The sequence below is a fragment of the Pseudomonas fjordensis genome, from assembly GCF_976987115.1.
This window is the reverse complement of the sequence record NZ_OZ336860.1, coordinates 6,781,328-6,807,739: the sequence shown is the minus strand read 5'-3', so window position 1 is coordinate 6,807,739 and position 26,412 is coordinate 6,781,328. Positions and strand designations below refer to the sequence as shown.

The window sequence follows — 26,412 nt, the reverse complement described above, 5'->3', positions numbered from 1 at the left end:
TCATTGGGATGTGAGCAAAGGCGGGCGGCGCAACAAACCGTGCACCGGACCGAATACCACGGACAACAAATACCCAGCGCCCGCCACCAGCACGATGGCCGGGCCGCTGGGCAGTGAGTAGTAGAACGACAGCAGCAAACCCAACCACACCGACAGGCAGCCCAGCAGCGCCGATACTGCGATCAACACCGGCAAGCGTCGGCTCCAGAAGCGTGAGGCGATGGCCGGCAACATCATCAAGCCGACCACCATCAGCGCGCCGATGGCCTGGAAGCCAATCACCAGGTTCAGCACCACCAGGGTCAGGAACACGCCATGGGCGAGGGGGCCGAGGCGGCTGACCGTTTGCAGGAACAGCGGGTCGAGGGTGTCCAGCAGTAGCGGTTTGTAGATCAGCGCCATGGCGATCAGGCTGAAACCCGAGACCCAGAGCATGCCGGTCAGGGTGGTGTGATCCACGGCCAGGGCGGAGCCGAACAGCAGGTGCAGCAGGTCCAGGCGCTTGCCGGCAAGGCCCAGGATCAGTACGCCGGCGGCAAGAGAGATGGGGTAGATGGCCGCGAGGCTGGCGTCTTCACGCAGCCCGGTGCGGCGGGTGATCCACGCGGCCAGGCCGGCCATGCTCAGGCCCGCACCCAGGCCGCCGAGGGTCAGCGCGGGCAGGCTTAGCCCGGCGAACCAGAAGCCCAGGGCGGCGCCGGGCAGGATGCCGTGGGCTACCGCATCACCGATCAGGCTCATGCGCCGCAGGATCAGAAACACCCCCAGCGGCGCCGTGCTGCAGGCCAGTACCAAACCGCCGATGAGTGCGCGGCGCATAAAAACAAATTCATGAAACGGCAGCCACAAGTGCGCAGTGAAGTGCATTCAGGCCACCTGCATCTGCGGTTGCGGGCGGATCAGCTCTTTGCTGGGGCCGAATACGCAGCCGGTGTTTTTGATCTGCAGTACGTGCTGGGTGTGGTGGCGCACGGAGGCCAGGTCATGGCAGACGATCACCAGGGTGCGGCCTTCGCTGTGCCAGGCATGGATGTGTTTCCAGCACAGCGCCTGGCCATCCTCGTCGAGGGCTGCATGAGGTTCATCGAGCAGCAGGACAGGTGCATCGGCCAGGCTCATGCGTGCCAGCAGGGCGCGCTGCAATTCGCCGCCGGACAGTGCCATCAAGGGGCGGTGTTCCAGGCCAATCAGACACCAGTCTTCCAGTACCGCTTGCAGGCGTTGGCTGCGTTGTTGAGCGGTGTGTTGGGTGCCCCAAAAACCTGCAGCCACCAGTTCTTGCAGGCTGATAGGAAACTGGCGGTCCAAGTGTTGCTGCTGGGGCAGGAAGGCCAGGCCGCCACGGCGTGGAACATCCACGATGACCTTTCCCGTCAAAGGCTTTTGCAGGCCGGCGATGACTTTGAGCAGGCTGCTCTTGCCCGTGCCGTTGGCGCCGATGATGCCGGTGAGGCTGCCTTTTTTCAGGGTCAAATCCAATGCCGGGGTGAGCGGTTGCCCAGGGGCACCCCAGCGCAACACGTTGCAGGTGATCATGCAGAAGCTCTCGTCCAGCGGCTTTCAGCCACGGCATCGTGCGCGTGCAGGCTTTCGGCGTGGATCACTTTGAGGTGGAAGGCGTTGATGGCATCCGAGCGTTTCAAGGCGAGGTTCAGGCGGCGAGCGGCGTCTTCGCAGAACATCAGGTTCTGCCCGTTGGCCAAGGCGAAGGCTTGTTCGTCTGCGCGTTTCACCGCGGTTTGTACGGCGGTGCCGAGCGCGGCTTCGGCAGCGTTGATCAAGTCGACTATCGGCAGGTCAGTACCTTGCAGATGAACGTGCAACTGCGCGCTGCTGCGTTGGCTATGGGGTGTGGCGACGATGCCGTTAGCGCTGCCGAGCCAGGCCAGCACCGCTTCGTGCTGTAACGGTGTGTTGGCGAAATCATCGACAAATTGCTGCTGAATCAACTGTCTGGCGAGGGCGGCGGAGCAAGGGCAGGTTGAGGAGTAAGTAACGTCAATTTTTAGTTCCACGTGGAACATCTGGTTTTCTAGACGTGCTTCGATGCTCACCGGGTAGGTCTTCCAGCCAGCTAATGGGCTGACCAGTGCAGGGCGTTTAAGCAGCAACTGGGTATGGATGCGCAGGTAAGCGTTCTTAGATAAACCTTCATGTGTGTCGAGAAAACGCTGCAGTACATTACGCAGCAGTGCAGGTGTCAGCGGCTGTTGATCAAGCATTTCCAGGGCCAGATACAGGCGTGACATATGAATGCCACGGGCCGTGCCGTCGTCCAGGCTTACGCCCGCGTCAGCGGTGGCGGCCAGGTGTTGACCGTCAATCAGGATCGGCAAGGCGATGCCGCACATCCCCACCCAGTCGAGTGGCAAGGCTTGGCGTGAAGCCTGCGCGGCAATGTCCGGCAGAGTCAGCGCATTCATAAGCAGGTCCATCGTTGGAAATAATTCGACATGTTATAGTATAACAATACGAGCTGCGATGAATTTTCTGCTCCAGCCTTTGTTCAGTCATATCGAGTAGGGACGCTCCTTTATCTGCGGTATATGTCATGCACAGACGTCAGCTCCTCAACCTGCTGCTGGTCAGCCCCCTGTTCACCTTGCCTTTGGGGGCTTACGCCACGCAGATTCGCAATGCACGCCTGTGGCGCTCGGACGATAAGCTGCGCCTGGTGTTCGACCTCAGCGGCCCGGTGCAATACAAGACCTTTTCCCTGACCTCACCAGACCGATTGATCATCGACTTGAGTGGCGCCGGGCTCAGCGGCGACTTTTCCCAATTGGCGCTGAAGAACAGTGGGATTACCTCGATCCGTTCCGGGCATTTCGGCAAGAGCGATACGCGCATCGTGCTGGACCTGGTCGAGCCCATGCAGCTCAACAGTTTCGTGCTGCCGCCCCAGGATGGCCAAGGCCATCGCCTGGTGCTGGACTTGACCAACGCGACCCGTGCGCCCAGGCAAATCGCCGCTGAGCCGGCACCCTTGGTGGCGCCGGTAGACAAGGCGCATCCCAAGCGCGACATCATCGTGGTGGTCGACCCCGGCCATGGCGGCAAAGACCCCGGCGCCATCGGCTCCAAGGGCCAGCGCGAAAAAGATGTGGTGCTGTCGATCGCCCAGTTGCTGGCTAAACGCCTGAAACGCGAAAAGGGTTTTGACGTAAAACTGGTGCGCAACGACGACTTCTTCGTGCCGCTGCGCAAGCGCGTGGATATCGCCCGTCAGCACAAGGCCGATATGTTTATCTCGGTGCATGCCGACGCCGCGCCACGGCTGACCGCGTCGGGCGCCTCGGTGTATGCGTTGTCTGAAGGCGGCGCCACCTCGGCCACGGCGCGTTTCATGGCCCAGCGCGAAAATGGCGCCGACTTGCTGGGCGCTACCACCTTGCTCAATCTGAAGGACAAGGACCCGATGTTGGCCGGGGTGATTCTCGACATGTCGATGAACGCGACCATCGCCTCCAGCCTGCAACTGGGCAACTCGGTATTGGGCAGCCTGCAAAACATCACCAGCTTGCATCAGAAACGTGTGGAGCAGGCCGGGTTCGCCGTGCTCAAGTCACCGGACGTACCCTCGATTTTGGTGGAGACGGGCTTCATCTCCAACGCTCGCGACGCCCAGCGGCTGGTGACGGCGCGCCATCAACAGGCGGTGGCGGATGGCCTTTTCGAAGGTCTGAAACGTTACTTCCAGAAGAACCCACCCATGAACAGCTACATGGCCTGGGTGCAGGCGCAGAAAAACAGCCAGGCCTAACAGCCGGTCATTCGGCTGCAGGTGAACTTGGCGCTGGCGCCTCCTGAGCTGGAAAACCGGTTGATAGTGGTCCAGCCCACGCGCCGCGTGTAGCCGACCCACGCCTCGCCATCCGATGCCAACCCGGTAAAAAACGTCAGTTGCCCATACCGGCTGTTGGTCTGCGCCCAATAGCGTTTGCCGATCACTTCGAAACCGCGCAGATACGTAGTGCTGCCGACGGTTGCCACGCTATAGGCATTGCCCAACGGGTCTACACAGGCCAGCAGGGTGGCGCTGCGTGTGCACTTGGCCAACAGGCTGGGTGCCTGGGCGCAGGCAGGCTCGGCCGCCGCCAATAGCAGGGCGCACAGCAGATATCTCATCGGGTTTCTCAGCATAAGAAGGTGACCCAGCATTGCGCCCTTCGTCGCGGCGAGCAAGAGGGATTGGCTTATTCGTATTGTTATACTATAACATAAAAGCACAGCCCGACCCGCGAACCGTTTCCCATGACCGAACAAGATTTGTTGGCCCAACCAGCGGCCGACTACATGAATGAGGCCCAGCAGCGCTTCTTCCGCGAGCTGTTGCTGGCTCAGCGCGATGACCTGCAAGCCCGTATCGACGCGCAGTTCCAGGCACTGCGCGAGCAGGAAACCAACAGCGACCTGGCGGACATCGGCAGTGCCGAAGAACAACGCCAGTGGCAATTGCGCCTGCTGGAGCGCGAAAAGAAGCTGCTGGACAAGATCGACGACGCCCTGGAGCTGCTGGCCCGTGGCGAATACGGCTGGTGCCGTGAAACTGGCGAACCCATCGGCCTGCCACGCCTGCTGCTGCGTCCCACCGCCACCTTGTGTATCGAAGCCAAAGAACGTGAAGAGCTGCGCGAACGCCATAAACGGGCAGTTTGACCGGCCAACCTTGATGAGGAATACCTGATGCCCAATCGTCTCCCTGTGACCGTGTTGTCCGGCTTTCTCGGCGCCGGTAAAAGTACGCTGCTCAACTATGTCCTACGCAACCGCGACAACCTGCGGGTGGCGGTGATCGTCAACGACATGAGCGAAATCAACATCGACGGCAGCGAGGTGCAGCGTGATGTCACGCTCAATCGTTCGGAAGAAAAACTGGTGGAAATGAGCAACGGCTGCATCTGCTGCACCTTGCGTGAAGACTTGCTTGAAGAAGTGGGAAAACTCGCCAAGGAAGGTCGTTTCGATTACCTGCTGATCGAATCCACCGGTATTTCCGAACCTTTGCCCGTGGCCGAAACCTTCACTTTTCGCGATGAAAACGAGCAAAGCCTGGCCGACATTGCACGCCTGGACACCATGGTCACGGTGGTCGACGGTATGAATTTCCTGCTCGACTACCAGGCTGCCGAAAGCCTGGCTTCACGGGGCGAAACCCTCGGTGAAGAGGATGAACGCTCCATCACCGACCTGTTGATCGAACAGATCGAATTCGCCGACGTCATCCTCATCAGCAAGATCGACCTGATCAGCAGCCGCGAGCGCGAAGAACTGATGGCCATTCTCGAACGCCTCAACGCCCAGGCGGAAATCATCCCGATGGTCATGGGCGAAGTGCCGCTGAACAAGATCCTCAACACTGGCCGTTTCGACTTCGAACGCGCCGCCCAGGCACCGGGCTGGTTGCAGGAATTGCGCGGTGAGCATGTGCCGGAAACCGAAGAATACGGCATTGCGTCCACCGCTTACCGTGCGCGCCGGCCCTTCCATCCACAGCGGTTTTTCGACTTTATCGACCGCCCCTGGGTCAACGGCAAGCTGTTGCGCTCCAAGGGTTTCTTCTGGTTGGCGAGCAAACATCAGGATGCGGGCAGTTGGTCCCAGGCGGGTGGCTTGATGCGTCATGGGTTTGCCGGGCGTTGGTGGCGCTTTGTGCCGAAAAGCCAGTGGCCGCAGGACGAGGAAAGCGTGGCGGCAATCATGGCTAACTGGCAGTTGAGCACCGGCGACTGCCGTCAGGAGCTGGTGTTTATCGGGCAAAACATCGACTTTGCCCAGATGCGTGCCGAGCTGGACGCCTGCTTGCTCAACGATGAAGAAATGGCCCTGGGTGTCGAAGGTTGGCGCCAGATGCCCGACCCCTTTGGCCCTTGGTATGAGCAGGTAGCCTGATGCTGGCCCCGGTGATTCCCCTGCGCCCAGTCATCCGCCAAAGCTTCGGAGAAACGCCGCTGGCGCTGTCCGACATCCTCAATGATGGCGTCAACCTGGCGATCTGGCAGCGCCAACTGCCCCTGCATATCGCCGAGTTTGGCGCTTTGCTGGTGGCGCTCGATGAGCCACTGGCCGAATCCTTGGTGATCGAGTTGAGCAACGAAGACGCGGTGCCGAACTTGCAGGGTTTGGCCTCCAGTTGTTGTGATCTTGAAGGTTACGACGGGTTTGTCGCCGATGTGTCGTGGCTGGTCAGTGCCTTCGCTTGCCTGCTCGGTGCCAAGCGCATCGGCGTGCGTTTACGGCTGTTGGACAAAGCCATGTGCCCGCGCTTTCACGTCGATCACGTGCCGGTTCGGCTGATCACCACCTACGCCGGTATCGGCAGCCAATGGTTGCGCGAAGGCGTCATGGACCGGCGCACATTGAGCCAGGCGGATGCCGAGCCCACTGAGCGTATCGAGCAGATCCACTGCGGTGAAGTGGCGCTGCTCAAAGGCACCAAATGGCACGGCAACGAAGGGCATGGCTTGATCCACCGCTCGCCGGCGCTCAAGGCCGATGAGCGACGGTTGATCCTGACGCTGGATTGGCTGGCATAACCGCGTAGGATCAAACGCTCTAAACGGCCTGAACCATGCCTCTTATGCTGCAGAACATTCCTACCCATGTGATCGCTGGGCCCTTGGGCGCCGGCAAGACCAGCTTGATCAAGCACCTGCTTGCCCAGCGCCCGGCCAACGAGCGCTGGGCGGTGCTGATCAACGAGTTCGGCCAGATCGGCCTGGACGCAGCCCTACTCACACAAGACGATGACGGTATCGCCTTGGGCGAGGTGGCGGGCGGCTGTTTGTGCTGTGTGAACGGTGCACCCTTCCAGGTAGGGTTGGGCCGCCTGTTGCGTAAGGCCAAGCCGGATCGGCTGTTTATCGAGCCCTCAGGCCTGGGCCATCCGGCGCAACTGCTCAAGCAACTGCGGCAGGCGCCATGGCAAAACGTGCTGGCCGTGCAGCCTTGTGTGCTGGTACTCGATGCCCAGGCGTTGGCGGCGGGCAGGCCGTTGCCCCAGGCACAGCAGGAGGCGTTGGCCAGTGCCGGCCTGCTGGTGCTGAACAAGGACGAGACGCTGACTGCTACGCAACGTCAGACGATTGAAGCGCAATTACCCGATTGCCCGCTCCATTGGACACGCCAGGCGCAATTGCCACTCAACCTGTTGCCCGGTTTGAAAGCGCAGGCCCAAAGCGCTGTGGATAACTTTGCGGTGCCTGATGCGGTGGGGCAAATGCCGGCGATCTGGAGCGACCCTGGGCTGCCGATTTGTCTGAGCCAGAGCCAGGAGGGCGGCTGGAGCATTGGCTGGCGTTGGCACCCAAGCCAGCGATTCGATGTCAGCCGTTTGCAGCGCTGGCTATCGAGTCTCGACTGGCGCCGTGCCAAATTGGTTATCCACGGCGTTGAGGGTTGGGTGTCCGCCAACGCTGTGGATAACACTCCACTGCACTGGCAACTCAGCGCATGGCGGCGCGATTCACGTGTTGAATTGATCTTCAGCAAACCACAGGACGTGGCCGCCATGCAGAGCGCCCTGGCAGCCTGCCGTTACTGATGTTTCTTGCTGGCGTGGTCCTGGCGCCACTGGCTCAATTCGATGATCTCGGCGCTGGGCAGCGGCTCCTTGGTTTCGAACGGGTAGGGCGCCAGTTCGATCTGCGCACTGTGGGCGCCAAATTGGGTGATGACCCCGGCGTGCCGGGTTTCGCCGGTCACGGTGAACTCGAAATTATAGATACGCGCCAAGCGTCGGCGGCCATTGGCATCCTTCACGAAGCCGATGCGTTTAAGTGCCACGGCACCGTCGAGCAGCTCGATATCAAGCTTGGCGCAATGCTGCTTGACCCGCGCCAGCGCCCGTTCACGCAGGCCGTGGTTGTGCCAAACCCAGGCGGCGCCGGTTGCCAGCAGCATCAAGACGAAGATGTTTCCCAGGGTCAGCATTCCATGAACTCCAACAAAGTGAGCGCAGCTTAACTGTGTCGCCGGTCTGTCGTACAGGCTGCGTTTAGTCGCATACTGCTCGGCCAGAAATTCAACGGTTTTACGGAAATCTCCCGCATGAAACGTACACCTCACCTGCTTGCGATCCAGTCTCATGTGGTCTTCGGCCACGCCGGAAACAGCGCCGCCGTGTTCCCCATGCAGCGGGTCGGGGTGAACGTCTGGCCGCTCAACACGGTGCAGTTCTCCAACCACACACAGTATGGACAGTGGGCGGGCGAAGTGTTGGCGCCGCAGCAAATTCCTGCATTGGTGGAGGGCATTGCCGCGATCGGCGAGCTGGGCAACTGTGATGCGGTGCTGTCCGGATACCTGGGCAGTGCAGACCAGGGCCGCGCCATCCTCAGCGGTGTGGCGCGCATCAAGGCGATCAACCCCAAGGCGCTGTACCTGTGCGACCCGGTGATGGGCCACCCGGAAAAGGGTTGCATCGTGCCGCAGGAGGTCAGCGATTTCCTCTTGGATGAAGCCGCCGCCATGGCGGATTTCCTGTGCCCCAACCAACTGGAGCTGGACAGTTTTGCCGGGCGCAAGCCGCAATCGCTGTTCGATTGCCTGGCGATGGCCAAGGCCTTGCTGGCGCGCGGGCCCAAAGCGGTGCTGGTCAAGCACCTGGATTACCCAGGCAAACTGCCAGAAGGCTTTGAAATGCTGTTGGTGACGGCTGATGGCAGTTGGCACTTACGTCGGCCCCTGCTGGCGTTTCCGCGTCAGCCAGTGGGCGTCGGCGACCTGACGTCCGGGCTGTTCCTGGCGCGGGTGCTGTTGGGTGATAGCCTGGTGGCTGCCTTTGAATTCACCGCCGCGGCCGTGCATGAAGTGCTGCTGGAAACCCAGGCCTGCGCCAGTTATGAACTGGAACTGGTGCGGGCCCAGGACCGTATTGCCCATCCGCGTGTGCGCTTCGAAGCCACGCCGATCAGCCTGTAAGCGCCCAGAACCCAATGTGGGAGCGGGCTTGCTCGCGAATGCGGTGGACCAGCCACACATGTATTGACTGGCGCACCGCATTCGCGAGCAAGCCCGCTCCCACATTTTGATTGGGTTTACAAATTACGGCGCGTCGGCTTTGATTTCCCGGTAGCGCTTTTCCAGTTCCTGGCGAATCTGCCGACGCTGCTGGGCCTGCACAAAGCGGCGCTTGTCTTCGCTGTTCTGCGGCTGCAACGGCGGTACAACGGCAGGTTTGCGCTGGTCGTCCACGGCCACCATGGTGAAGAAGCAGCTGTTGGTATGGCGCACCGAGCGTTCACGGATGTTCTCGGTCACCACCTTGATGCCCACTTCCATCGACGTATTGCCGGTGTAGTTGACTGACGCCAGGAAGGTCACCAGTTCACCGACATGGATCGGCTCGCGAAAGATCACCTGGTCTACTGACAGCGTGACCACATAACGACCGGCATAACGGCTGGCGCAGGCGTAGGCCACTTCGTCGAGGTACTTGAGCAGCGTGCCGCCGTGCACATTGCCAGAGAAGTTGGCCATGTCAGGGGTCATCAGTACCGTCATCGACAGCTGGGCGTTTCCGGGTTCCATAGCACACTCACGGGTTGTAGGCATTGGTTGGGGGGAAGGCACCTCTGCGGGTACTCAAGGTCTTTGCAGCGCCATCCCTAACGGGACGCCGTCAGGCGGCTTGCCGTCACGCGCGCAGCGATCTGTTTCCATATATTGCACCGGCTTTCCAGCAGAAGTCGCGGTGTTACCCTTCAAAAGCCCTTCTCAGGGCTTTTCTTACGATCAAGGCAGACTTTTCCGACCCTTCAAAGGCGAGGCCGGAAGTGGGAAAAGCGCCCGCACCTCAAGGAGCCCCTCGCCATGCACGCCATCAGCTTTATCCAAGACTTGGCCGTGATCATGCTGGTGGCAGGGGTGGTCACCATCCTGTTTCACCGCTTCAAGCAGCCGGTGGTGTTGGGCTACATCGTCGCCGGCTTCATTATCGGCCCCCACACCCCGCCGTTTGGCCTGATCCACGACGAAGACACGATCAAGACCCTGGCAGAGCTGGGGGTGATCTTCCTGATGTTCTGCCTGGGCCTGGAATTCAGCCTGCGCAAGCTATTCAAGGTAGGGGCCACGGCGTTTATCGCGGCGTTCCTGGAAATCGTGCTGATGATCTGGATCGGCTACGAGATCGGTCGCTGGTTCGACTGGAGCACCATGGACTCGCTGTTCCTCGGCGCGATCCTGGCAATCTCCTCGACCACCATTATCGTCAAGGCCCTCAACGACCTGAAGATGAAAGACCAGCGGTTCGCCCAGCTGATTTTCGGTGTGCTGATTGTCGAGGACATCCTGGGTATCGGCATCATTGCCTTGCTGTCGAGCATCGCGGTGAGTGGCACGGTCAGCTCCGGCGAGGTGTTCTCCACGGTCGGCAAACTCTCGTTGTTCATGATCGTCGCCCTGGTGATTGGTATTTTGCTGGTGCCGCGCCTGCTGGCCTATGTGGCCAGGTTCGAAAGCAACGAGATGCTGCTGATCACCGTGTTGGGCCTGTGTTTCGGCTTCTGCCTGCTGGTGGTGAAGTTGGAGTACAGCATGGTACTCGGGGCCTTTCTGATCGGCGCAATCATGGCTGAATCCCGCCAGTTGATTAAGATCGAGCGCCTGATCGAACCCGTTCGCGACATGTTCAGCGCAATTTTCTTCGTGGCGATTGGCTTGATGATCGACCCGCAGATCCTGCTGCAATACGCCTGGCCCATTGCAGTGATCACTGTGGCCGTGGTGGTGGGCAAGATGCTGTCTTGCGGGCTGGGCGCGTTTATCGCCGGCAACGATGGCCGCACCTCGCTGCGGGTCGGTATGGGGCTGTCACAAATTGGCGAGTTTTCTTTCATCATCGCGGCGTTGGGGATGACGCTACAGGTCACCAGCGACTTTCTGTATCCCGTGGCGGTGGCCGTTTCGGCGATCACCACGCTGCTCACGCCCTACCTGATCCGTGGCGCGGACCCACTGTCGTTGAAGATCGCGGCGGTGATGCCCAAGCGTATGAGCCGAGTGTTCGGCATGTATGGCGAATGGCTGCGCAGCATTCAGCCTCAGGGCGAGGGGGCAATGTTGGCCGCGATGATCCGCAAGATCATCCTGCAGGTCGGGGTAAACCTGGCGTTGGTGATCGCGATCTTCTTTGCCGGCAGCTTTTTCGCGGAGCGCATCGGTGGGTATCTGCAGGGCTGGGTCAGCGATCAGAGTTGGCAGAAGGCGTTGATCTGGGGCGGGGCGCTGCTGGTGTCGTTGCCGTTCCTGATTGCGGCGTATCGCAAGCTCAAGGCGTTGTCGATGCTGCTGGCGGAGATGAGCGTGAAGCCGGAAATGGCCGGGCGGCATACCCAGCGTGTGCGACGGGTGATTGCCGAGCTGATCCCCATCTTGTCGCTGCTGGTGATCTTTTTGCTATTGGCAGCCTTGTCGGCCAGTATTCTGCCGACCAACAAGTTGCTGGTGCTGATTGCCGTGGTCACGGCGGCGGTGGCTGCAGTGCTCTGGCGCTGGTTTATCCGTGTGCATACGCGGATGCAGGTTGCGTTGCTGGAGACGCTGGATAACCACAAGGACACACCGTAGGAGCGAGCTTGCTCGCGAAGATCGTTAACGATAACGCGGGAAACCTGACACCCAGCGGCGCCCTCAGGTTTCTCGCGAGCAAGCTCGGCTCCTACAAGGGACTCAGCTTTCCAGCCAGACGTCCCGCGCCCAGTGCCACACCGATTCCCAGGTTTCTTCCTGGACGAGTTCTTCTTCGGCAGACCACAACACCACGGTGCCGTCTTCTTCGACGCAGTAGTAGTCATCGCCGTCCTGGCAGATTGGGATCAGGCTGCGATCCACACCGGCATCCCAGGCGTTGGCGGCAACGTCCGGCAGGTAGGTGTGGGACTGCGGGTCGGTGACGGTCACTGGCTCCAGGCTGCCATAGACCACGTCACTGACGGTCAGCAGGAATTCGCGGAAGACAAAGGGGATGTCGATGAACAGTTGTTCTTCGATTTCCACCAGTTGGTCTTCGTCAGGTAGCTCCAAAGGAACCGGGACCGGTTCGTTGGCTTCACGCAGTTGTTCGATGATTTCTTCCACGGCCGGGATCCTCTTGCTAGATGGCGCGGTTTATAGGGGCGTTTTATACAGTAGCTCGCTATAAGTGCAACCGTGAAATAGAAAACCCCGGACATGTCCGGGGTTTTTGTTACCGCTTGCTCAACCGCGCAGGTATTAGCCGTTCTGGCGGATACCGGCGACCAGCCATGGCTGGTCGTCGCCCTGGGCGCGTTCCATGTTCCAGCTTTCGCTGAACACTTCGCCCTGGTCGAAACGCGAGGACTTCGACACACCGCTGAAGGTCAGGGTGGCGATGGTCTTGTCGGCGCGATCATCCACGCCGTCGAGCTGTACGCGCAGGTCGTCGATGTAGGTCGACTGGAAGGCGTCACCGATCTCGGCACGTTCGCGCTTGAGGAACTCCAGCAGTTGCGGGGTCACGAACTCGGAGATCTTGTCCATTTCGTTGGCGTCCCAGTGCTGTTGCAGGGACTGGAAGTGGCTGCGGGCCGCTTCGACGAAACGCTCTTCGTTGAACCAGGCCGGTGCGTTGATCACCGGACGGGCGGCAGGGGCTGCCGAACCACCGAAGATCGAACCCATTGCAGGCTTTTGTTCGAACGCTTCACGCTGCATCGGCGCGCCGGCTGGAGCCAGGTGCTCCTGCTGCTTGCGGCGACGGGCGGCGATAAAGCGGAAGACCAAAAAGGCGATGACGCCCATGATCAGGATGTCGAAGATCTGCATGCCCTGGAAGCCGTCGCCCATGAACATGGACGCCAGCAGGCCACCGGCGGCGATGCCAGCCAGTGGGCCCAGCCAGCGCGAAGCACCGCCGGCCTTGGCAGCAGCGCCAGCGGCACCGGCTGCGCCTGCAGTCGCCGCAGCACCGCCCGCACCGGCGGATGGAGCCATTTGGCTGGTCTGGTGAGTCGGTGCCGCGCCCGAGCTTTTGCCGCCACCGAAGCGTTTGGCGTTGGCGTCGAGGCTCATCGTCAGGCCGATGCACAACGCCATGGCGATGCTAAGAAAACGTTTCATATAGGGAATTCCCATTTGTGGATTGCACGCGCGCCATGTTGCACAGGTGTCGTGGCAGTGGCTAGCGGCATAATGTTTCGGGCTTTTGCGTAAGATCAAATCCGAAGGGTCTGTAGGACTAATTACAGATATTGGCCCGCACGCGTGAAATACAAGGGCGCAGCCGTATCTTGCTGTAGGAGCGAGCTTGCTCGCGAAAATCGTCAACGATTACGCGGGCATTCTGGATGAACGCATTGTCTGGGCGTTCTTCGCGAGCAAGCTCGCTCCTACAGGAATGGGGTTCAGACCGCTTCGAGCTTGGCGTAACCCATCATCAGCCACTTGCTGCCCTCGGCGAAGTTCACCTGCACCCGGGCCTGGGCGCCGGCGCCTTCGAAGTTGAGGATCACGCCTTCGCCGAAGATCGCATGTTTGACCTGCTGGCCCAGGCTGAACGGGGTTTCCGGTATTTCGGAGCCGGCAAACATGCTGCTGGAGTTCTGTTGCTGGCCACCGCCGAACGGGCGGCTGACGCTGTTGGACAAGCGCACTTCCTGGATCAGGCCCTTGGGCACCTCACGTACGAAGCGCGACACCTTATTGTAGGTTTCGCTGCCGTACAGGCGTCGGGTCTCGGCGTAGGTCATCACCAGGTTCTGCATCGCCCGGGTAATGCCCACGTAGGCCAGGCGGCGTTCTTCTTCAAGACGGCCAGGTTCTTCCAGGCTCATCTTGTGAGGGAACAGGCCTTCTTCCATGCCCACCAGGAACACGTAAGGGAATTCCAGGCCCTTGGCGCTGTGCAAGGTCATCAGCTGGATGCTGTCTTCATGCTCATCGGCCTGGGTATCGCCGGCTTCCAGCGAGGCGTGGCCCAGGAAGGCGGCGAGCGGCGTCAGCTCTTCGTCGTCATCGGTGTTTTCGAACGCACGTGCGGCGCTGACCAGCTCCTCAAGGTTTTCTACCCGAGCCTGGCCTTTCTCGCCTTTTTCCGCTTCGTGATAGGCGATCAGCCCGGACTGCTCGATAACAGTCTGAGTCATCAGGTGTAGCGGCATCTCTGCGCACTTGGCCGCCAGGTTCTCGATCAGCTCGACGAACACCCCCAACGCCCCGGCAGCACGGCCAGTCAGGCCTTTGTTGGCGATCAGCAAGCGCATGGCTTCCCACATCGACACATCGGCATGGCGCGCATGGTCGCGGATCGCTTCGACGGTTTTCTCGCCAATGCCGCGCGCCGGGATATTGATCACCCGCTCCAGCGCCGCATCGTTACCCCGGCCTTCCAGCAAGCGCAGGTAGGCCATGGCGTTCTTGATTTCGGCACGTTCAAAGAAGCGCTGGCCGCCGTAGATGCGGTACGGGATGCGCTCGCGCAGCAAGGCTTCTTCCAGCACCCGCGATTGGGCGTTGGAACGGTACAGAATCGCGATATCGCTGCGGGCCAGGCCAGTCTTCAGTGCGCTTTCGATGGTTTCCACCACGTAGCGCGCTTCATCGTGCTCATTGAACGCCGCGTACAGGTTGATCGCTTCGCCTTCGCCGCCGTCGGTCCACAGCTCTTTGCCCAGGCGCCCGGTGTTGTTGGCGATCAAGGCGTTGGCCGCCTTGAGGATCCCGGCGGTGGAGCGGTAATTCTGCTCCAGGCGGATGGTCACCGCGTCCGGGAAGTCTTCGGAATACTGGTAGATGTTCTCGATTTTCGCACCGCGCCAGCCGTAGATCGACTGGTCGTCATCGCCCACCACCATCAGGCTGTCGCCGCCTTTGGCCAGCAGGCGCAACCAGGCGTACTGCACGGCGTTGGTGTCCTGGAACTCGTCCACCAGAATGTGGCGGAAGCGTTTCTGGTAATGGGCCAGCAAACCGGGGTTGTCGCGCCACAGGTCGAGGGCACGCAACAGCAGTTCGGAGAAGTCGATGACGCCGGCGCGCACGCAGGCAGCCTCGTAGGCTTCATAAATGCTGCGCATGGTGGCTAGGAACAGGTCGCCGCTGGCCTGGATATGTTGCGGGCGCAGGCCTTCGTCTTTCTGGCCGTTGATAAACCACTGCGCCTGGCGCGCCGGCCAGCGTTGTTCGTCCAGGCCCAGCTCGCGGATCACGCGCTTGACCAGGCGTTGCTGGTCGTCGCTGTCGAGAATCTGGAAGGTCTGGCTCAGCCCCGCTTCCTGCCAATGCGCCCGCAACAGGCGGTGCGCCAGGCCGTGGAACGTGCCCACCCACATGCCGGCCGGGCTGATGCCCATCAACTGCTCGATGCGATGACGCATCTCGGCAGCCGCCTTGTTGGTGAAGGTCACCGACAGGATGGAATGCGGGGACGCGTTCTCGACCTGGATCAACCAGGCGATACGGTGCACCAGCACTCGGGTTTTACCGGAGCCAGCACCGGCCAGGACCAACTGACGGCCAACGGGGGCCGCTACGGCCTGGCGTTGGGCATCGTTGAGGGAGTTCAGCAAAAGAGAGAGATCATCGCGCATCGACGCATTCTATGGGCCTTGGGGGGCCTGGGCAAATCCCAATGCCGGATGGTCGATGCAAAACGCCTGCACGCTAGTGCCGGGGCGAGCATTCTGGCGGGGGTGATGACCGGTTGGTCATCGGCCGCAGCCCGTGCCGCGTCTTGCCCAAGCGGTCTGGGCCAAAGGTTTGCGGCCAATCGCAACAGGTTTTTTATGACTTGTAGCAGTTTGGCCCTGGCGCTTGCTTGTGTATGCTCCGTCGACGTTTCGGGCTCACCATTATAAGAACACCGCCTATGACCCTTAGCACCGACCTGTTTGGCCCCTCGCCGGCCCCCGCACAGGTCATCCGTAAACACTATGCAACCGAAATCGCGGTTGAGCGCACGCGCCTGCTCTATCAAGGCTCGTTGCTGCCCACGCTGCTGATGCTGGTCAATGGCCTGGTCTGCGCCTGGTTGCTGTGGAACCCCGATCAGTACCTGCTGGACAGCGTCTGGCTGCTCTGGCTGCTCGCCCTGGTGGCGATGCGCGTAATCCAAGTGGCGGCCTTTGATTCGGCCATGCCCAGCCGGCAGGCCCAGCCCGTGTGGCGCCGTATGTTCATGCTCGGCTCGGCGGTCAGTGGCCTGACCCTCTCGGTTGCGGCCATTGCCTTGGTGCCCACGGACAGCTTCATGCATCAGGCCTGGGTGTTTGGCCTGATTGGCGCCGCCACCTTGTCGGCCAGCGTGGCCTATGCCGTGAGCCTGTGGGCCTACCTGTCGTTTGCCTTGCCGTGCCTGGTGCCGGCCATCGTTTACCTGTTCTGGGATGGCACCCCGCAGCAACAAGGCTGGGGCGTACTCGGGCTGATCCTGCTGGCGTCCCTGAGCCTGGTTGCGTGGCAGGTCAACCGCCTGATCCAGCGCGGGCTGGTGCGCCGTTTCCAGAACCAGGCCCTGATCGAGCATCTACAGCAGGCGCAGCAACGCAGTGAGCAGTTGAACCTGGAGCTGGTGCGCGAAGTCGAGCAGCGCCGCGAGGTGGAGCAGGACTTGCGTGAAGCCCAGGTCGGCCTGCAAGACCGTGTGGCGCAACGCAGCCAGCAATTGGATGCTGCCAGTCTCGCCTTGAGTAAAAGCGAAGCGCGCCTGGCCATGGCCCTGCAAGCCAGTGAACTGGGCCTGTGGGACTGGAACCTGCAAACCGACGAGGTCCACCACACACAACTCAAAGAGTTGTTCGGCCTGGAGCCCGAATACGTCACGGCGATGCTCAGCCACCTCAAACCGCGCCTGCACCCCGACGATCTGCCCTTGCTCAAGCACGCGCTGGTCGAGCATCTCAAAGGCCGCAGCGAGGACTATCAGGTGGAATACCGGATACGTCATGGCGATGGGCATTGGGTGTGGATCCAAGACCGCGGGCGCGCCGTGGAGCGCACACCCAGTGGCCGGGTCATCCGTATGCTCGGCACGCGCCGTGACATCAGCGCCGCCAAGGCGGTGGAAGAGCAGCAACGTCTGGCCTCGACGGTGTTCGAGGCGGCCAGCGAAGGCATTGTGATCCTCGACCCGAACTATGCGTTGATCGCCGTGAACCAGGCGTTCAGCCGCGTCACCGGTTTCGACATCGACGACATGCTTGGCCGCAACGTCGTGGAACTGCCCTGCAGTCGCGATGCGCGGCGCCACTTCCCGCTGATCCGCCAGGCATTGCTCAGCCACGGCACGTGGCAGGGTGAATTGGTGGAAACGCGCAAGAACGGCGAACTCTACCCGCAATGGCTACAGCTGAACGTGGTGCGCGATGTACGGGGTAACGTCAGTCATATCGTCGGGTTCTTCGCCGATCTGTCGGCGCGGCGCGAGTCTGAAGAGCGCATGCGCTACCTCACTCACTACGACGAGTTGACCGGCCTGGCCAACCGTTCGCTGTTTCGCGAACGGCTGCGCGAAGCTCAACAGCGCGTGCGCCAAGGCGGTCGCAGCCTCGCGCTGCTGCATATCAACCTCGACCGCTTCAAGTTGCTCAATGACAGCCTGGGCCATGAAGTGGCCGATCAACTGTTGCAGAAAATGGCGCGGCGCTTGATCAACGCGCTGCCGGAGGCCGACACCATTGCGCGCCTGTCCGGGGATGAATTCGCCGTGTTGTTTGACGCCTATGGCAACCTATCGAGCCTGGCGCGGGTGGCGACCCGGCTGCTGGCGAAACTGCGCGTGCCGGTGAACGTGGAGGGGCATGAACTGGTGGTCAGTGCCTCGATGGGCGTCAGCCTGTTGCCGGATAACGCACGGGAAATTTCTGCACTGGTCAGCCAGGCGAATATGGCGATGCAGCACGCCAAGCATTTGGGCGGGAATAATTTCCAGTTCTTCACCGACAGCCTGCAAGCCAGCACCCTGGAGCGTTTGCAGCTGGAAAACCACCTGCGCAAAGCCATCGACGAGCGTCAGCTCACGGTGTTCTACCAACCCAAGCTGTGCCTGGCCACTGGCAAGCTGAAGGCTGCCGAGGCGTTGGTCCGCTGGGAGCATCCGCAGTGGGGCATGGTGCCGCCGAGTGACTTTATCGGTTTGGCGGAAGAAACCGGCTTGATCGTGCCATTGGGCGAATTTGTGCTGCGCCAGGCCTGCTGGCAGGCCTGCGAATGGCAGCGCCAGGGGCTGGCGCCGATTCGCGTGTCGGTCAACTTGTCGGTGCATCAGCTGCGCCAGGGCAAGCTGGTCAGCCTGGTGCGCCAAGTGCTGGAAGAAACCGCACTGGACCCGCAGTACCTGGAGCTGGAACTGACCGAAAGCCAGTTGCTCGACAGCGTTGAACACATCATCGCCACCTTCCAGCAATTGCGTGACCTGGGGGTGAAGCTGGCCATCGACGATTTTGGCACCGGTTACTCATCCCTCAGCTACCTCAAGCGCATCCCGGTGGACTACGTAAAGATCGACCAGGCCTTTATTCGCGGGCTTGGCCAGGGACGCGAGGATGCGGCGATCACCCGCGCGATCATCGCCATGGCTCACGGGTTGGCGCTCAAGGTAGTGGCCGAAGGCGTGGAGGATCAGCAGCAGCTGGATTTCCTGCGCGGCGAGCAGTGTGACGAGGTACAGGGTTACCTGATCAGCCCGCCCATGCGGGCTGAAGGGTTGGCGGATTTGTTACGCAAAAATGCAGATTTTTCTTAACGCAGCGTAGGCCGCCTTTATGGCTACATAGCGCCTGCCCGCTGAATCAGGGGGCAGCGGGGCGATTTAGTGATGCATCGGACGGGCAAAACGACAATTCTTGTAGTATAACTACAAGCTTGCTACATCCCTGGCGTCTGCCAATAACAAGAGTCCTGCCCTTTGAACCTGTTGCAACATATCGCCCAGTCGCGCCACCTGTTACGCAAATCGGAACTCAAGGTTGCCGATCATGTGCTGCTTGACCCTGCGGCCGTGATGCACAGTTCCATGGCCGACCTGGCCCACAGCGTGGGCATCAGTGAGCCGACCATCGTGCGCTTCTGCCGCGCCATTGGTTGCTCCGGGTTTCAGGATCTGAAACTCAAGCTGGCGCAAAGCCTGGCTGCCGGTGCGAGCTTCGGCCAGTTTGCGATCCATGAAGACGACTCCGTCGCCGACTACAGCCTGAAAATCTTCGACACCACCTTGCACACCCTGATGGAAGTGCGTGAGAAGCTCGACCCGGTGGAGCTGCAAAAGGCCGTGACCGCGATGTCCCAGGCCCAGCGGGTCGAGTTCTACGGCTTCGGTGCGTCCGGCGCGGTGGCTGCCGATGCCCAGCACAAGTTCTTCCGCCTGCTGCTGACCGCCGCGGCCTACAGCGACCCGCACATGCAGGCCATGTCGGCGGTGACCCTGAAGCCCACTGACGTGGCCATCTGTATTTCCCAATCGGGTCGTTCCAAAGACCTGCTGATCACCGCCAACCTGGTGCGTGAGAGCGGCGCGTCGTTGATTACCCTGTGCCCGAGCCAGACGCCATTGGCGGAGCTGTCCACGGTGAACCTGGCGATCGACGTGCATGAAGACACCGAGATCTACACGCCGCTGACCTCACGCATTGCCCACCTGGTGGTGATCGACGTGCTGGCGATGGGCGTGGCCATGGCCCGTGGCCCGAGCCTGGTCAACCACCTCAAGAGCGTGAAGCGCAGCTTGCGCAGCCTCCGGTTGTCGCCCAAGTCCGTCAAAGCCCTCGACGACTGAGCCCAGGCCATACTTGGTCAAAATGTGGGAGCTGGCTTGCCTGCGATAGCGGTGGGTCAGTTGATAAGATGGCGACTGGCAGGCCGCTATCGCAGCATAGGTATCTACATATCTTTGGTGTGACGCTGGACCTGTGGCGAGGGAGCTTGCTCCCGTGACGCCCTGACGGCCGGCGCCTATCTCCCTGGCGCCCCAGGATCCAAATGTGGGAGCTGGCTTGCCTGCGAAGACGGCCTGACAGTCAACACAGTTAGACCGGGTGCATATCCATTCCTGCGGTAACGGCCGCTTAGGGTTCCGCCCTGACGGCGGGTCACTTTTGGAAAAGAGCCCCAAAAGTAACCAAAAGGGCTCTTGCCCCACCACTCGGCACCTCGCTTAGGCTCGGTGTGCCCGTAATTCGCCAGCGTGGTTTGACGGGGCGCTTAAGATCAAGATCAAAAGCAGAGCAAGAGCGGCTCGCTTCGCATCGTGGTTACCGTTGGCTGCTGTAACCTACAAAGTTGTGTAGATACCTATGGCTATCGCAGGCAAGCCAGCTCCCACATGGGTTTGCGCCATATGCGCAAGATTCATCATCCTGTAACCCCCGCGCCGCCAAACCGTCATCCCCCACGCCCATCCTGTACTCCCCGTACTCGCATTGGGAGACTCCAAATGACCCGGCCCTACGAAGACAGCAACAGCACCGTCAAGACCCGTCGTCAGCAGGAAGACCAACGCCGCATGGCGTTCCGTCGCGCCATCGAAGACCGTTGCGAGGAGCGCCAGTTGCTCCAGAGCATCAGCGACTACCCGGAACTGCATTGGCAGGCACCCGTGGCTGCCCAGCGAAACGCTCAGCCAGCGCGCTGATCTGCACCCGTTCGCTGCGAATAAAGCCCAGGAACGCATGGGCCACCGGTGACAGGCGTTTAGCCTTGGCCTGCACCAGGCACCAACTGCGGTACAGTGGCAGTTCTTCCACCGGCAGCTCCTTGAGCCCGCCGGTGGCCAGCTCCAGGTTCAAGGCGTGGCGCGTCAGCAGGGCCACGCCCAACCCTGCCGCCACGCACTCACGCTGCGCCTCCGCCGAGGCCACTTCCACCGTCTGGGTGAAGTGCACGCGTTTTTCCTTGAAGTACTCTTCGCAGGCCAGCCGCGTGCCAGAGCCCGGTTCGCGGATGAGCAGGGTATAAGGCTCCAGGTCTTGCAGGCGCAGCGGCCCTTGCAGGCTCAGGGGATGATCCGGCAATGCCACGGCCACAATCGGGTTGTTGAGAAACGGCAGGAACTCCAGGCCCATGTCCTGGGGCACCATGGACATGATCACCAAGTCGTCGCGGTTGTCCGAGAGCCTGCGGATTACCTGGGCACGGTTGACCACCGTGAGCTGCAATTGCACTTCCGGATGCTGGCGCTTGAAGGCGGCGAACAGGTGCGGCACGAAATACTTGGCGCTGGATTCCACCGCCAGTTTCAGTTGGCCTTGCAGTGAACCCTGCATGTCCGACAGCTGCATATCGAGGTTTTCCAGGCGCCCGAAAATATCGCGGCTGGCCCGTTGCAGGGCTTCGGCGGCCTCGGTCATGTAGAGCTTTTTGCCAACATAGTCGAACAGCGGCTGGCCGATCAGCTCTTCCAACTGGCGAATTTGCAGGCTGACCGCCGGTTGGGTGAGGGACATTTCTTCGGCGGCACGGCTGTAGGAACGCAAATCGCACACTTCATTGAAGATCTGCAATTGACGCAATGTCATACGCATCAATGACTTACGCATTTTATAAGCCCTTAGCTCCCCGGTATTCCGGCCAACTATAAGTCTTTACTTATACACAACCCAATAATTATTGATTTTTGTTAATTCTCCTGTGCGCATAGTGTGTGTCTCGCGACTGTCATGAAACATTTGGTCACGCGCCGGCCCGGCTGCAACGGGTCGAAGCACGCAAATCGGCTCAAGGGAATTTCCAAGTGATAAAAAAGATCCTGATCGCCAACCGTGGTGAAATTGCCGTACGAATCGTGCGTGCCTGCGCCGAGATGGGCATTCGCTCGGTCGCGGTCTATTCGGACGCCGACCGCCACGCGTTGCACGTCAAGCGTGCCGACGAAGCCCACAGCATCGGTGCCGAGCCCCTGGCCGGCTACCTGAACCCGCGCAAGCTGGTGAACCTGGCGGTGGAAACCGGCTGCGATGCGCTGCACCCCGGCTACGGCTTCCTGTCGGAAAATGCTGAGTTGGCAGACATCTGTGCCGAACGCGGCATCAAGTTTATCGGCCCCTCGGCAGAAGTGATTCGCCGCATGGGCGACAAGACCGAAGCGCGCCGCAGCATGATCAAGGCCGGTGTGCCGGTTACGCCGGGCACCGAAGGAAACGTCGCCGATATCCATGAAGCCCTCACCGAAGGCGACCGCATCGGTTACCCGGTGATGCTCAAGGCCACCTCCGGTGGCGGTGGTCGTGGCATTCGTCGTTGCAACAGTCGCGAAGAACTTGAACAAGCCTTCCCCCGCGTGATTTCCGAAGCCACCAAGGCCTTCGGTTCGGCGGAAGTGTTCCTGGAAAAATGCATCGTCAATCCCAAGCACATCGAGGCGCAGATCCTCGGTGACAGCTTTGGCAACGTGGTGCACTTGTTTGAGCGTGATTGCTCGATCCAGCGTCGCAACCAGAAGCTGATCGAAATCGCCCCCAGCCCGCAACTGACCCCGGAACAGCGCGCCTACATCGGCGACCTGTCGGTGCGCGCGGCCAAGGCTGTGGGCTACGAGAACGCCGGCACCGTGGAGTTCCTGCTCGCCGAGGGCGAGGTGTACTTCATGGAGATGAACACGCGGGTGCAGGTGGAGCACACCATCACCGAAGAAATCACCGGCATCGATATCGTTCGCGAGCAAATCCGCATCGCCTCCGGCCTGCCGTTGTCGGTCAAGCAGGAAGACATCCAGCACCGGGGTTTCGCGTTGCAGTTTCGTATCAACGCCGAAGACCCGAAGAACAACTTCCTGCCAAGCTTCGGCAAGATCACCCGTTACTACGCCCCCGGCGGTCCCGGCGTGCGGACCGACACGGCGATCTACACCGGTTACACCATCCCGCCGTTCTACGACTCCATGTGCCTGAAACTGGTGGTGTGGGCGTTGACCTGGGAAGAAGCCATGGACCGCGGCCTGCGTGCCCTGGACGACATGCGCCTGCAAGGCGTGAAGACCACCGCCGCCTACTACCAGGAAATCCTGCGCAACCCGGAATTCCGTAGCGGCCAGTTCAATACAAGCTTTGTGGAAAGCCACCCTGAGCTGACCAACTACTCGATCAAGCGCAAACCCGAAGAGCTGGCCCTGGCCATCGCCGCCGCCATCGCCGCCCACGCAGGCCTGTGAGGAATATAACAATGAGCAAGAAGATCTTCGTAACCGACACCATCCTGCGCGACGCTCACCAATCGTTGCTGGCCACCCGCATGCGCACCGACGACATGCTGCCGATCTGCGACAAGCTCGACAAAGTCGGCTACTGGTCATTGGAAGTCTGGGGCGGCGCGACCTTCGACGCCTGTGTGCGTTTCCTCAAGGAAGACCCGTGGGAGCGTCTGCGCCAACTGCGCGCCGCGCTGCCCAACACGCGCCTGCAAATGCTGCTGCGCGGCCAGAACCTGCTGGGCTACCGCCATTACAGCGACGACGTGGTCAAGGCCTTCGTGGCCAAGGCGGCGGTCAACGGTATCGACGTGTTCCGCATTTTCGATGCAATGAACGACGTGCGTAACCTGCGCGTGGCCATTGAAGCGGTCAAGGCCGCTGGCAAGCATGCCCAGGGCACCATCGCCTACACCACCAGCCCGGTGCATACCGTGGAAGCGTTCGTGGCCCAGGCCAAGCAATTGGAAGCCATGGGCTGCGATTCCATCGCAATCAAGGACATGGCTGGCTTGCTCACGCCCTACGCCACTGGCGAGCTGGTCAAGGCACTCAAAGCCGAGCAGAACCTGCCGATCTTTATCCACTCCCACGACACCGCCGGCCTGGCCGCGATGTGCCAACTCAAGGCCATCGAAAACGGTGCCGACCATATCGACACGGCCATCTCCAGCTTTGCCTGGGGCACCAGCCATCCGGGTACCGAGTCGATGGTCGCGGCCCTTAAAGGCAGCGAGTTCGACACCGGCCTCGACTTGGAACTGCTGCAAGAGATCGGCCTGTACTTCTACGCCGTGCGCAAGAAGTACCACCAGTTCGAAAGTGAATTCACCGCCGTCGACACCCGTGTGCAAGTCAACCAGGTGCCGGGCGGGATGATCTCCAACCTGGCCAACCAGCTCAAAGAGCAAGGCGCTCTGAACCGCATGAGTGAAGTGCTGGCCGAGATCCCGCGGGTTCGTGAAGACCTCGGCTTCCCGCCACTGGTAACACCGACCTCGCAGATCGTTGGCACCCAGGCGTTCTTCAACGTGCTGGCTGGTGAGCGCTACAAGACCATCACCAACGAAGTGAAGCTCTACCTGCAAGGCGGTTACGGCAAGGCGCCGGGCACGGTGAATGAAAAACTGCGCCGCCAGGCCATCGGCAGCGAAGACGTGATCGACGTGCGCCCGGCAGATTTGCTCAAGCCGGAAATGACCAAACTGCGCGGCGAAATCGGCGCACTGGCCAAGTCCGAAGAAGACGTGCTGACCTACGCCATGTTCCCGGACATCGGGCGCAAGTTCCTCGAAGAACGTGACGCCGGCACCTTGGCTCCTGAAGTGCTGTTGCCGATCCCGGAAGCTGGCGGCGTGGCCCGTGCTGGCGGCGAAGGCGTACCGACCGAATTCGTTATCGACGTGCACGGCGAAAGCTACCGCGTGGATATCACCGGTGTCGGCGTGAAGGCCGAAGGCAAGCGCCACTTCTACCTGTCCATCGACGGCATGCCGGAAGAAGTGGTGTTCGAGCCGCTCAACGAGTTTGTCAGCAGCGGCGGCAGCAAGCGCAAGCACGCCACCGAACCGGGCCATGTCAGCACGGCGATGCCGGGCAATATCGTCGATGTGCTGGTCAAGGTCGGCGACGTGGTCAAGGCCGGCCAGGCCGTGCTGATTACCGAAGCCATGAAGATGGAAACCGAAGTGCAGGCAGCGATTGCCGGCAAGGTGAGCGCTGTACATGTGGCCAAGGGCGACCGGGTGAACCCTGGCGAAATCCTGATTGAGATCGAAGGCTGATCACAGCCTTCGAAACTAACGTTTAATCCTCGGGGGGGCAGGTGCTCCCCTTTTTTTTCGCCTGCAATTCAGGCGTTCACGGGCTTAGAAGCTCATTTTCCACTGGCCCATCAGGCCTTGGTCGTGGCCATGGTTGCCGGCTTGGCGGGTATAGGTCAGGCCGACGCTGTGTTGGGTGGACAAGGCAAGGTCCAGGCCTGCTTGCAGGTCGAAGCTATCGCGGTCCAGGGCGGTGCCGGTGATGGTGTAACCGTCGATCAGGCCCGGCGCATAGCGCGAGGTTTGGCGGACCTGGCTGTTGACGTCGCCGTAGAGGTGTTTCCAGCTCGTACTGAGGTGGGGCGTGAGGCTCATGTTGTTGTCGAAGCGATACAGCGTTGCCAAGCGCAGGCCAAAGGTGCTGTTCAGGTTTCGCTGGGTTTGTGGGCCGACGTTCAATGCGGTCACGCCGCCGCTCTCTTTGAAACGGTCGCGCTGGTAGCGTTGGTAGCCGAGGCCGACGAAGGGTTCGACAGTGGAATCACCGCTGCCCAATTGATAGCCCAGTTCGGAGAACAGGGTCTGGCTGCTGGCGTTGTATTTGCTTTTGAGCGAGTCGTGGTAATTGAGCAGGCTGACGCTGCGTTTGTTCTGCCCGGCATGGTTGCTGTAGATCGCCCCCAGGCGCAGGGCGAAGGGGCCGTCCTGGCGCACGGCGTAGCCGCCCAAGTGCCAGCTGTCCAGGTCGGCGGCATAACGCGGGGCATCGAAGCGGCTGGAGGTCTTGGCGCCCATGACACCCACCCGCCAGGCATGGTCGATCGCCCAGTCGGCGCCCAGCAACAGGCCCTGGGTATCGTGTTTCAAGCCAACGCTGCCGTGTTGTGCGTCTAGGCTGCCGCCGTTGCCCAGGCCTTGCACCCAGAAGTGGCCGTCGTCGTCAGTAGGCAGTGTGCGCAGGGTGGCGAGCAATTGGCGGCTCAGGTGCTGGGTGGTGGCCTGGGTTGCGGTGGCCAAGTTGGCGTTTTGGCTGGCGGCCAGTTGCTCAAGGGCCGCGCCGATCCCTCCAGGTTGCTTGCTCAATTGTTCGAGCGATTTTTGCAGGTCCTTGAGGTCTTCCGCGTCCAACTCGCCGGAGGCCACCAGTTGAATCACTGCCGGCTCCAGCACCTTGGCGACTTGCAGGCCGTTGTGTGAAGTGGCCTGCTGAGTGAGGAACCCGTCGAAGGGCGGTGGAAGGGGCGGCGCTTCGAACTGGGGTATAAATACTCCGCTATAGTCGGCGGCGTCATAGGGATAGCTGCCGTAGGGCTTGTATTCAATATCGCCGCGCGCATGGGCTGGCTGAAAACTGGCGGCCACTGCCAAGCTGATGACGATTGCGATTCTTTGAAGTGTAAAGGGCATGAATTCCCAACCTCTGATGAATGAGGCCGGGAATTTAGGCGAGGCGCGGGGGGATAACTGTCAGCCTATCGACCGCTGATGTGCGGGAGTTGTCTCTAGTACGGT

23 protein-coding genes are annotated in these 26,412 nt (G+C 60.9%); 12 read left to right on the top strand and 11 right to left on the bottom strand.

Annotation, left to right across the window (positions count from 1 at the left end):
- The 3 genes from ACWHXD_RS31270 to folE2 are packed head-to-tail and all read right to left on the bottom strand — an operon-like array spanning position 1 to position 2,423.
- Positions 1-867, bottom strand: a complete 867-nt coding sequence (locus ACWHXD_RS31270; protein WP_098949991.1) for a metal ABC transporter permease — start codon at positions 865-867, stop codon at positions 1-3.
- Complete coding sequence (locus ACWHXD_RS31265; RefSeq protein WP_098949992.1) at positions 868-1,536, bottom strand: metal ABC transporter ATP-binding protein; 669 nt, start codon at positions 1,534-1,536, stop codon at positions 868-870.
- The gene (gene folE2, locus ACWHXD_RS31260; protein ID WP_138762541.1) at positions 1,533-2,423 is read right to left on the bottom strand and encodes a GTP cyclohydrolase FolE2; all 891 of its coding nucleotides are present in this window, start codon (positions 2,421-2,423) and stop codon (positions 1,533-1,535) included. The genes ACWHXD_RS31265 and folE2 overlap by 4 nt, the downstream gene beginning before the upstream one ends.
- A gap of 128 nt (positions 2,424-2,551) precedes the next feature.
- On the opposite strand from folE2, the gene ACWHXD_RS31255 reads away from it, so the two are divergent.
- Positions 2,552-3,763, top strand: coding sequence for an N-acetylmuramoyl-L-alanine amidase (locus ACWHXD_RS31255; protein WP_138762542.1), 1,212 nt, complete (start codon positions 2,552-2,554; stop codon positions 3,761-3,763).
- On the opposite strand, the gene ACWHXD_RS31250 is transcribed toward ACWHXD_RS31255, so the two are convergent.
- Complete coding sequence (locus ACWHXD_RS31250) at positions 3,760-4,128, bottom strand: glutamine synthetase (protein ID WP_138762543.1); 369 nt, start codon at positions 4,126-4,128, stop codon at positions 3,760-3,762. The genes ACWHXD_RS31255 and ACWHXD_RS31250 overlap by 4 nt on opposite strands.
- A gap of 126 nt (positions 4,129-4,254) precedes the next feature.
- Between ACWHXD_RS31250 and dksA the strand changes: the two genes are divergently transcribed.
- From dksA to ACWHXD_RS31230, 4 genes are read left to right on the top strand one after another with little or no spacing between them, the layout of a single operon-like run.
- Positions 4,255-4,659, top strand: a complete 405-nt coding sequence (gene dksA, locus ACWHXD_RS31245) for an RNA polymerase-binding protein DksA (RefSeq protein ID WP_032894419.1) — start codon at positions 4,255-4,257, stop codon at positions 4,657-4,659.
- 27 nt (positions 4,660-4,686) lie between these two features.
- On the top strand, positions 4,687-5,892 hold the full coding sequence (zigA, locus tag ACWHXD_RS31240; protein WP_032894420.1) for a zinc metallochaperone GTPase ZigA: 1,206 nt from the start codon (positions 4,687-4,689) through the stop codon (positions 5,890-5,892).
- Positions 5,892-6,536, top strand: coding sequence for a DUF1826 domain-containing protein (locus ACWHXD_RS31235; RefSeq protein WP_138762544.1), 645 nt, complete (start codon positions 5,892-5,894; stop codon positions 6,534-6,536). Before zigA ends, ACWHXD_RS31235 begins: the two co-directional genes overlap by 1 nt.
- 44 nt (positions 6,537-6,580) lie before the next feature.
- Positions 6,581-7,543, top strand: a complete 963-nt coding sequence (locus tag ACWHXD_RS31230) for a CobW family GTP-binding protein (protein WP_098949997.1) — start codon at positions 6,581-6,583, stop codon at positions 7,541-7,543.
- Here the strand turns inward: ACWHXD_RS31230 and ACWHXD_RS31225 are convergent.
- Positions 7,537-7,932: a DUF3301 domain-containing protein gene (locus ACWHXD_RS31225; protein ID WP_003195752.1), complete on the bottom strand. Its 396-nt coding sequence runs from the start codon at positions 7,930-7,932 to the stop codon at positions 7,537-7,539. The two genes, ACWHXD_RS31230 and ACWHXD_RS31225, sit on opposite strands and share 7 nt — an antisense overlap.
- Positions 7,933-8,049: 117 nt before the next feature.
- Here ACWHXD_RS31225 and pdxY point away from each other — a divergent pair, with 117 nt between their 5' ends.
- Positions 8,050-8,922: a pyridoxal kinase PdxY gene (gene pdxY, locus ACWHXD_RS31220; RefSeq protein WP_003195749.1), complete on the top strand. Its 873-nt coding sequence runs from the start codon at positions 8,050-8,052 to the stop codon at positions 8,920-8,922.
- Between the two features lie 123 nt (positions 8,923-9,045).
- On the opposite strand, the gene ACWHXD_RS31215 is transcribed toward pdxY, so the two are convergent.
- Positions 9,046-9,531, bottom strand: a complete 486-nt coding sequence (locus ACWHXD_RS31215; protein ID WP_138762545.1) for an acyl-CoA thioesterase — start codon at positions 9,529-9,531, stop codon at positions 9,046-9,048.
- Positions 9,532-9,813: 282 nt separating this feature from the next.
- Between ACWHXD_RS31215 and ACWHXD_RS31210 the strand changes: the two genes are divergently transcribed.
- On the top strand, positions 9,814-11,571 hold the full coding sequence (locus ACWHXD_RS31210) for a cation:proton antiporter (protein WP_032894425.1): 1,758 nt from the start codon (positions 9,814-9,816) through the stop codon (positions 11,569-11,571).
- Between the two features lie 102 nt (positions 11,572-11,673).
- On the opposite strand, the gene ACWHXD_RS31205 is transcribed toward ACWHXD_RS31210, so the two are convergent.
- From ACWHXD_RS31205 to uvrD, 3 genes are all read right to left on the bottom strand, one after another.
- A complete protein-coding gene (locus tag ACWHXD_RS31205) occupies positions 11,674-12,081 on the bottom strand; it encodes an SMI1/KNR4 family protein (RefSeq protein WP_003195742.1) in 408 nt (135 codons plus the stop codon).
- A 135-nt stretch (positions 12,082-12,216) separates the two neighbouring features.
- A complete protein-coding gene (locus ACWHXD_RS31200) occupies positions 12,217-13,083 on the bottom strand; it encodes a Tim44 domain-containing protein (protein WP_003195740.1) in 867 nt (288 codons plus the stop codon).
- 284 nt (positions 13,084-13,367) lie between these two features.
- Entirely contained in the window at positions 13,368-15,551 is a 2,184-nt protein-coding gene (gene uvrD, locus ACWHXD_RS31195) for a DNA helicase II (RefSeq protein ID WP_044270067.1), read from the bottom strand.
- 278 nt (positions 15,552-15,829) lie between these two features.
- On the opposite strand from uvrD, the gene ACWHXD_RS31190 reads away from it, so the two are divergent.
- From ACWHXD_RS31190 to ACWHXD_RS31180, 3 genes are all read left to right on the top strand, one after another.
- Positions 15,830-18,703, top strand: coding sequence for an EAL domain-containing protein (locus ACWHXD_RS31190; protein ID WP_098949999.1), 2,874 nt, complete (start codon positions 15,830-15,832; stop codon positions 18,701-18,703).
- A gap of 162 nt (positions 18,704-18,865) precedes the next feature.
- Positions 18,866-19,732 (top strand): transcriptional regulator HexR, encoded by an 867-nt coding sequence (gene hexR, locus ACWHXD_RS31185; protein WP_003177007.1) that lies wholly within the window; start codon positions 18,866-18,868, stop codon positions 19,730-19,732.
- Positions 19,733-20,389: 657 nt separating this feature from the next.
- Complete coding sequence (locus ACWHXD_RS31180; RefSeq protein WP_073526287.1) at positions 20,390-20,587, top strand: PA3496 family putative envelope integrity protein; 198 nt, start codon at positions 20,390-20,392, stop codon at positions 20,585-20,587.
- Here ACWHXD_RS31180 and ACWHXD_RS31175 read toward each other — a convergent pair.
- Positions 20,517-21,491 carry a LysR family transcriptional regulator gene (locus ACWHXD_RS31175; RefSeq protein ID WP_032894431.1) on the bottom strand — a complete coding sequence of 325 codons (975 nt, stop codon included), beginning with the start codon at positions 21,489-21,491 and terminating at the stop codon, positions 20,517-20,519. The genes ACWHXD_RS31180 and ACWHXD_RS31175 overlap by 71 nt on opposite strands.
- 194 nt (positions 21,492-21,685) lie before the next feature.
- Here ACWHXD_RS31175 and ACWHXD_RS31170 point away from each other — a divergent pair, with 194 nt between their 5' ends.
- Both ACWHXD_RS31170 and oadA read left to right on the top strand, forming a co-directional pair.
- Positions 21,686-23,101, top strand: coding sequence for an acetyl-CoA carboxylase biotin carboxylase subunit (locus tag ACWHXD_RS31170; RefSeq protein WP_003195732.1), 1,416 nt, complete (start codon positions 21,686-21,688; stop codon positions 23,099-23,101).
- Positions 23,102-23,112: 11 nt separating this feature from the next.
- On the top strand, positions 23,113-24,921 hold the full coding sequence (gene oadA / locus ACWHXD_RS31165; protein ID WP_003195730.1) for a sodium-extruding oxaloacetate decarboxylase subunit alpha: 1,809 nt from the start codon (positions 23,113-23,115) through the stop codon (positions 24,919-24,921).
- A gap of 84 nt (positions 24,922-25,005) precedes the next feature.
- Here the strand turns inward: oadA and ACWHXD_RS31160 are convergent, their stop codons facing one another.
- A complete protein-coding gene (locus ACWHXD_RS31160; RefSeq protein WP_138762546.1) occupies positions 25,006-26,307 on the bottom strand; it encodes an autotransporter outer membrane beta-barrel domain-containing protein in 1,302 nt (433 codons plus the stop codon).
- Between the last annotated feature and the right edge of the window lie 105 nt (positions 26,308-26,412).

Bases quoted from the DNA above. Each gene is read 5' to 3' on its own strand.
- ACWHXD_RS31255 (WP_138762542.1), top strand. From the start codon at position 2,552: ATGCACAGACGTCAGCTCCTCAACCTGCTGCTGGTCAGCCCCCTGTTC.
- uvrD (WP_044270067.1), bottom strand. From the start codon at position 15,551: ATGCGCGATGATCTCTCTCTTTTGCTGAACTCCCTCAACGATGCCCAA.
- oadA (WP_003195730.1), top strand. From the start codon at position 23,113: ATGAGCAAGAAGATCTTCGTAACCGACACCATCCTGCGCGACGCTCAC.
- ACWHXD_RS31235 (WP_138762544.1), top strand. From the start codon at position 5,892: ATGCTGGCCCCGGTGATTCCCCTGCGCCCAGTCATCCGCCAAAGCTTC.
- folE2 (WP_138762541.1), bottom strand. From the start codon at position 2,423: ATGAATGCGCTGACTCTGCCGGACATTGCCGCGCAGGCTTCACGCCAA.
- ACWHXD_RS31270 (WP_098949991.1), bottom strand. From the start codon at position 867: ATGCACTTCACTGCGCACTTGTGGCTGCCGTTTCATGAATTTGTTTTT.
- ACWHXD_RS31175 (WP_032894431.1), bottom strand. From the start codon at position 21,491: ATGCGTAAGTCATTGATGCGTATGACATTGCGTCAATTGCAGATCTTC.
- ACWHXD_RS31250 (WP_138762543.1), bottom strand. From the start codon at position 4,128: ATGAGATATCTGCTGTGCGCCCTGCTATTGGCGGCGGCCGAGCCTGCC.
- pdxY (WP_003195749.1), top strand. From the start codon at position 8,050: ATGAAACGTACACCTCACCTGCTTGCGATCCAGTCTCATGTGGTCTTC.
- ACWHXD_RS31160 (WP_138762546.1), bottom strand. From the start codon at position 26,307: ATGCCCTTTACACTTCAAAGAATCGCAATCGTCATCAGCTTGGCAGTG.
- zigA (WP_032894420.1), top strand. From the start codon at position 4,687: ATGCCCAATCGTCTCCCTGTGACCGTGTTGTCCGGCTTTCTCGGCGCC.
- ACWHXD_RS31230 (WP_098949997.1), top strand. From the start codon at position 6,581: ATGCTGCAGAACATTCCTACCCATGTGATCGCTGGGCCCTTGGGCGCC.
- ACWHXD_RS31225 (WP_003195752.1), bottom strand. From the start codon at position 7,932: ATGCTGACCCTGGGAAACATCTTCGTCTTGATGCTGCTGGCAACCGGC.
- ACWHXD_RS31215 (WP_138762545.1), bottom strand. From the start codon at position 9,531: ATGGAACCCGGAAACGCCCAGCTGTCGATGACGGTACTGATGACCCCT.
- ACWHXD_RS31200 (WP_003195740.1), bottom strand. From the start codon at position 13,083: ATGAAACGTTTTCTTAGCATCGCCATGGCGTTGTGCATCGGCCTGACG.
- ACWHXD_RS31210 (WP_032894425.1), top strand. From the start codon at position 9,814: ATGCACGCCATCAGCTTTATCCAAGACTTGGCCGTGATCATGCTGGTG.
- dksA (WP_032894419.1), top strand. From the start codon at position 4,255: ATGACCGAACAAGATTTGTTGGCCCAACCAGCGGCCGACTACATGAAT.
- ACWHXD_RS31180 (WP_073526287.1), top strand. From the start codon at position 20,390: ATGACCCGGCCCTACGAAGACAGCAACAGCACCGTCAAGACCCGTCGT.
- ACWHXD_RS31265 (WP_098949992.1), bottom strand. From the start codon at position 1,536: ATGATCACCTGCAACGTGTTGCGCTGGGGTGCCCCTGGGCAACCGCTC.
- ACWHXD_RS31190 (WP_098949999.1), top strand. From the start codon at position 15,830: ATGACCCTTAGCACCGACCTGTTTGGCCCCTCGCCGGCCCCCGCACAG.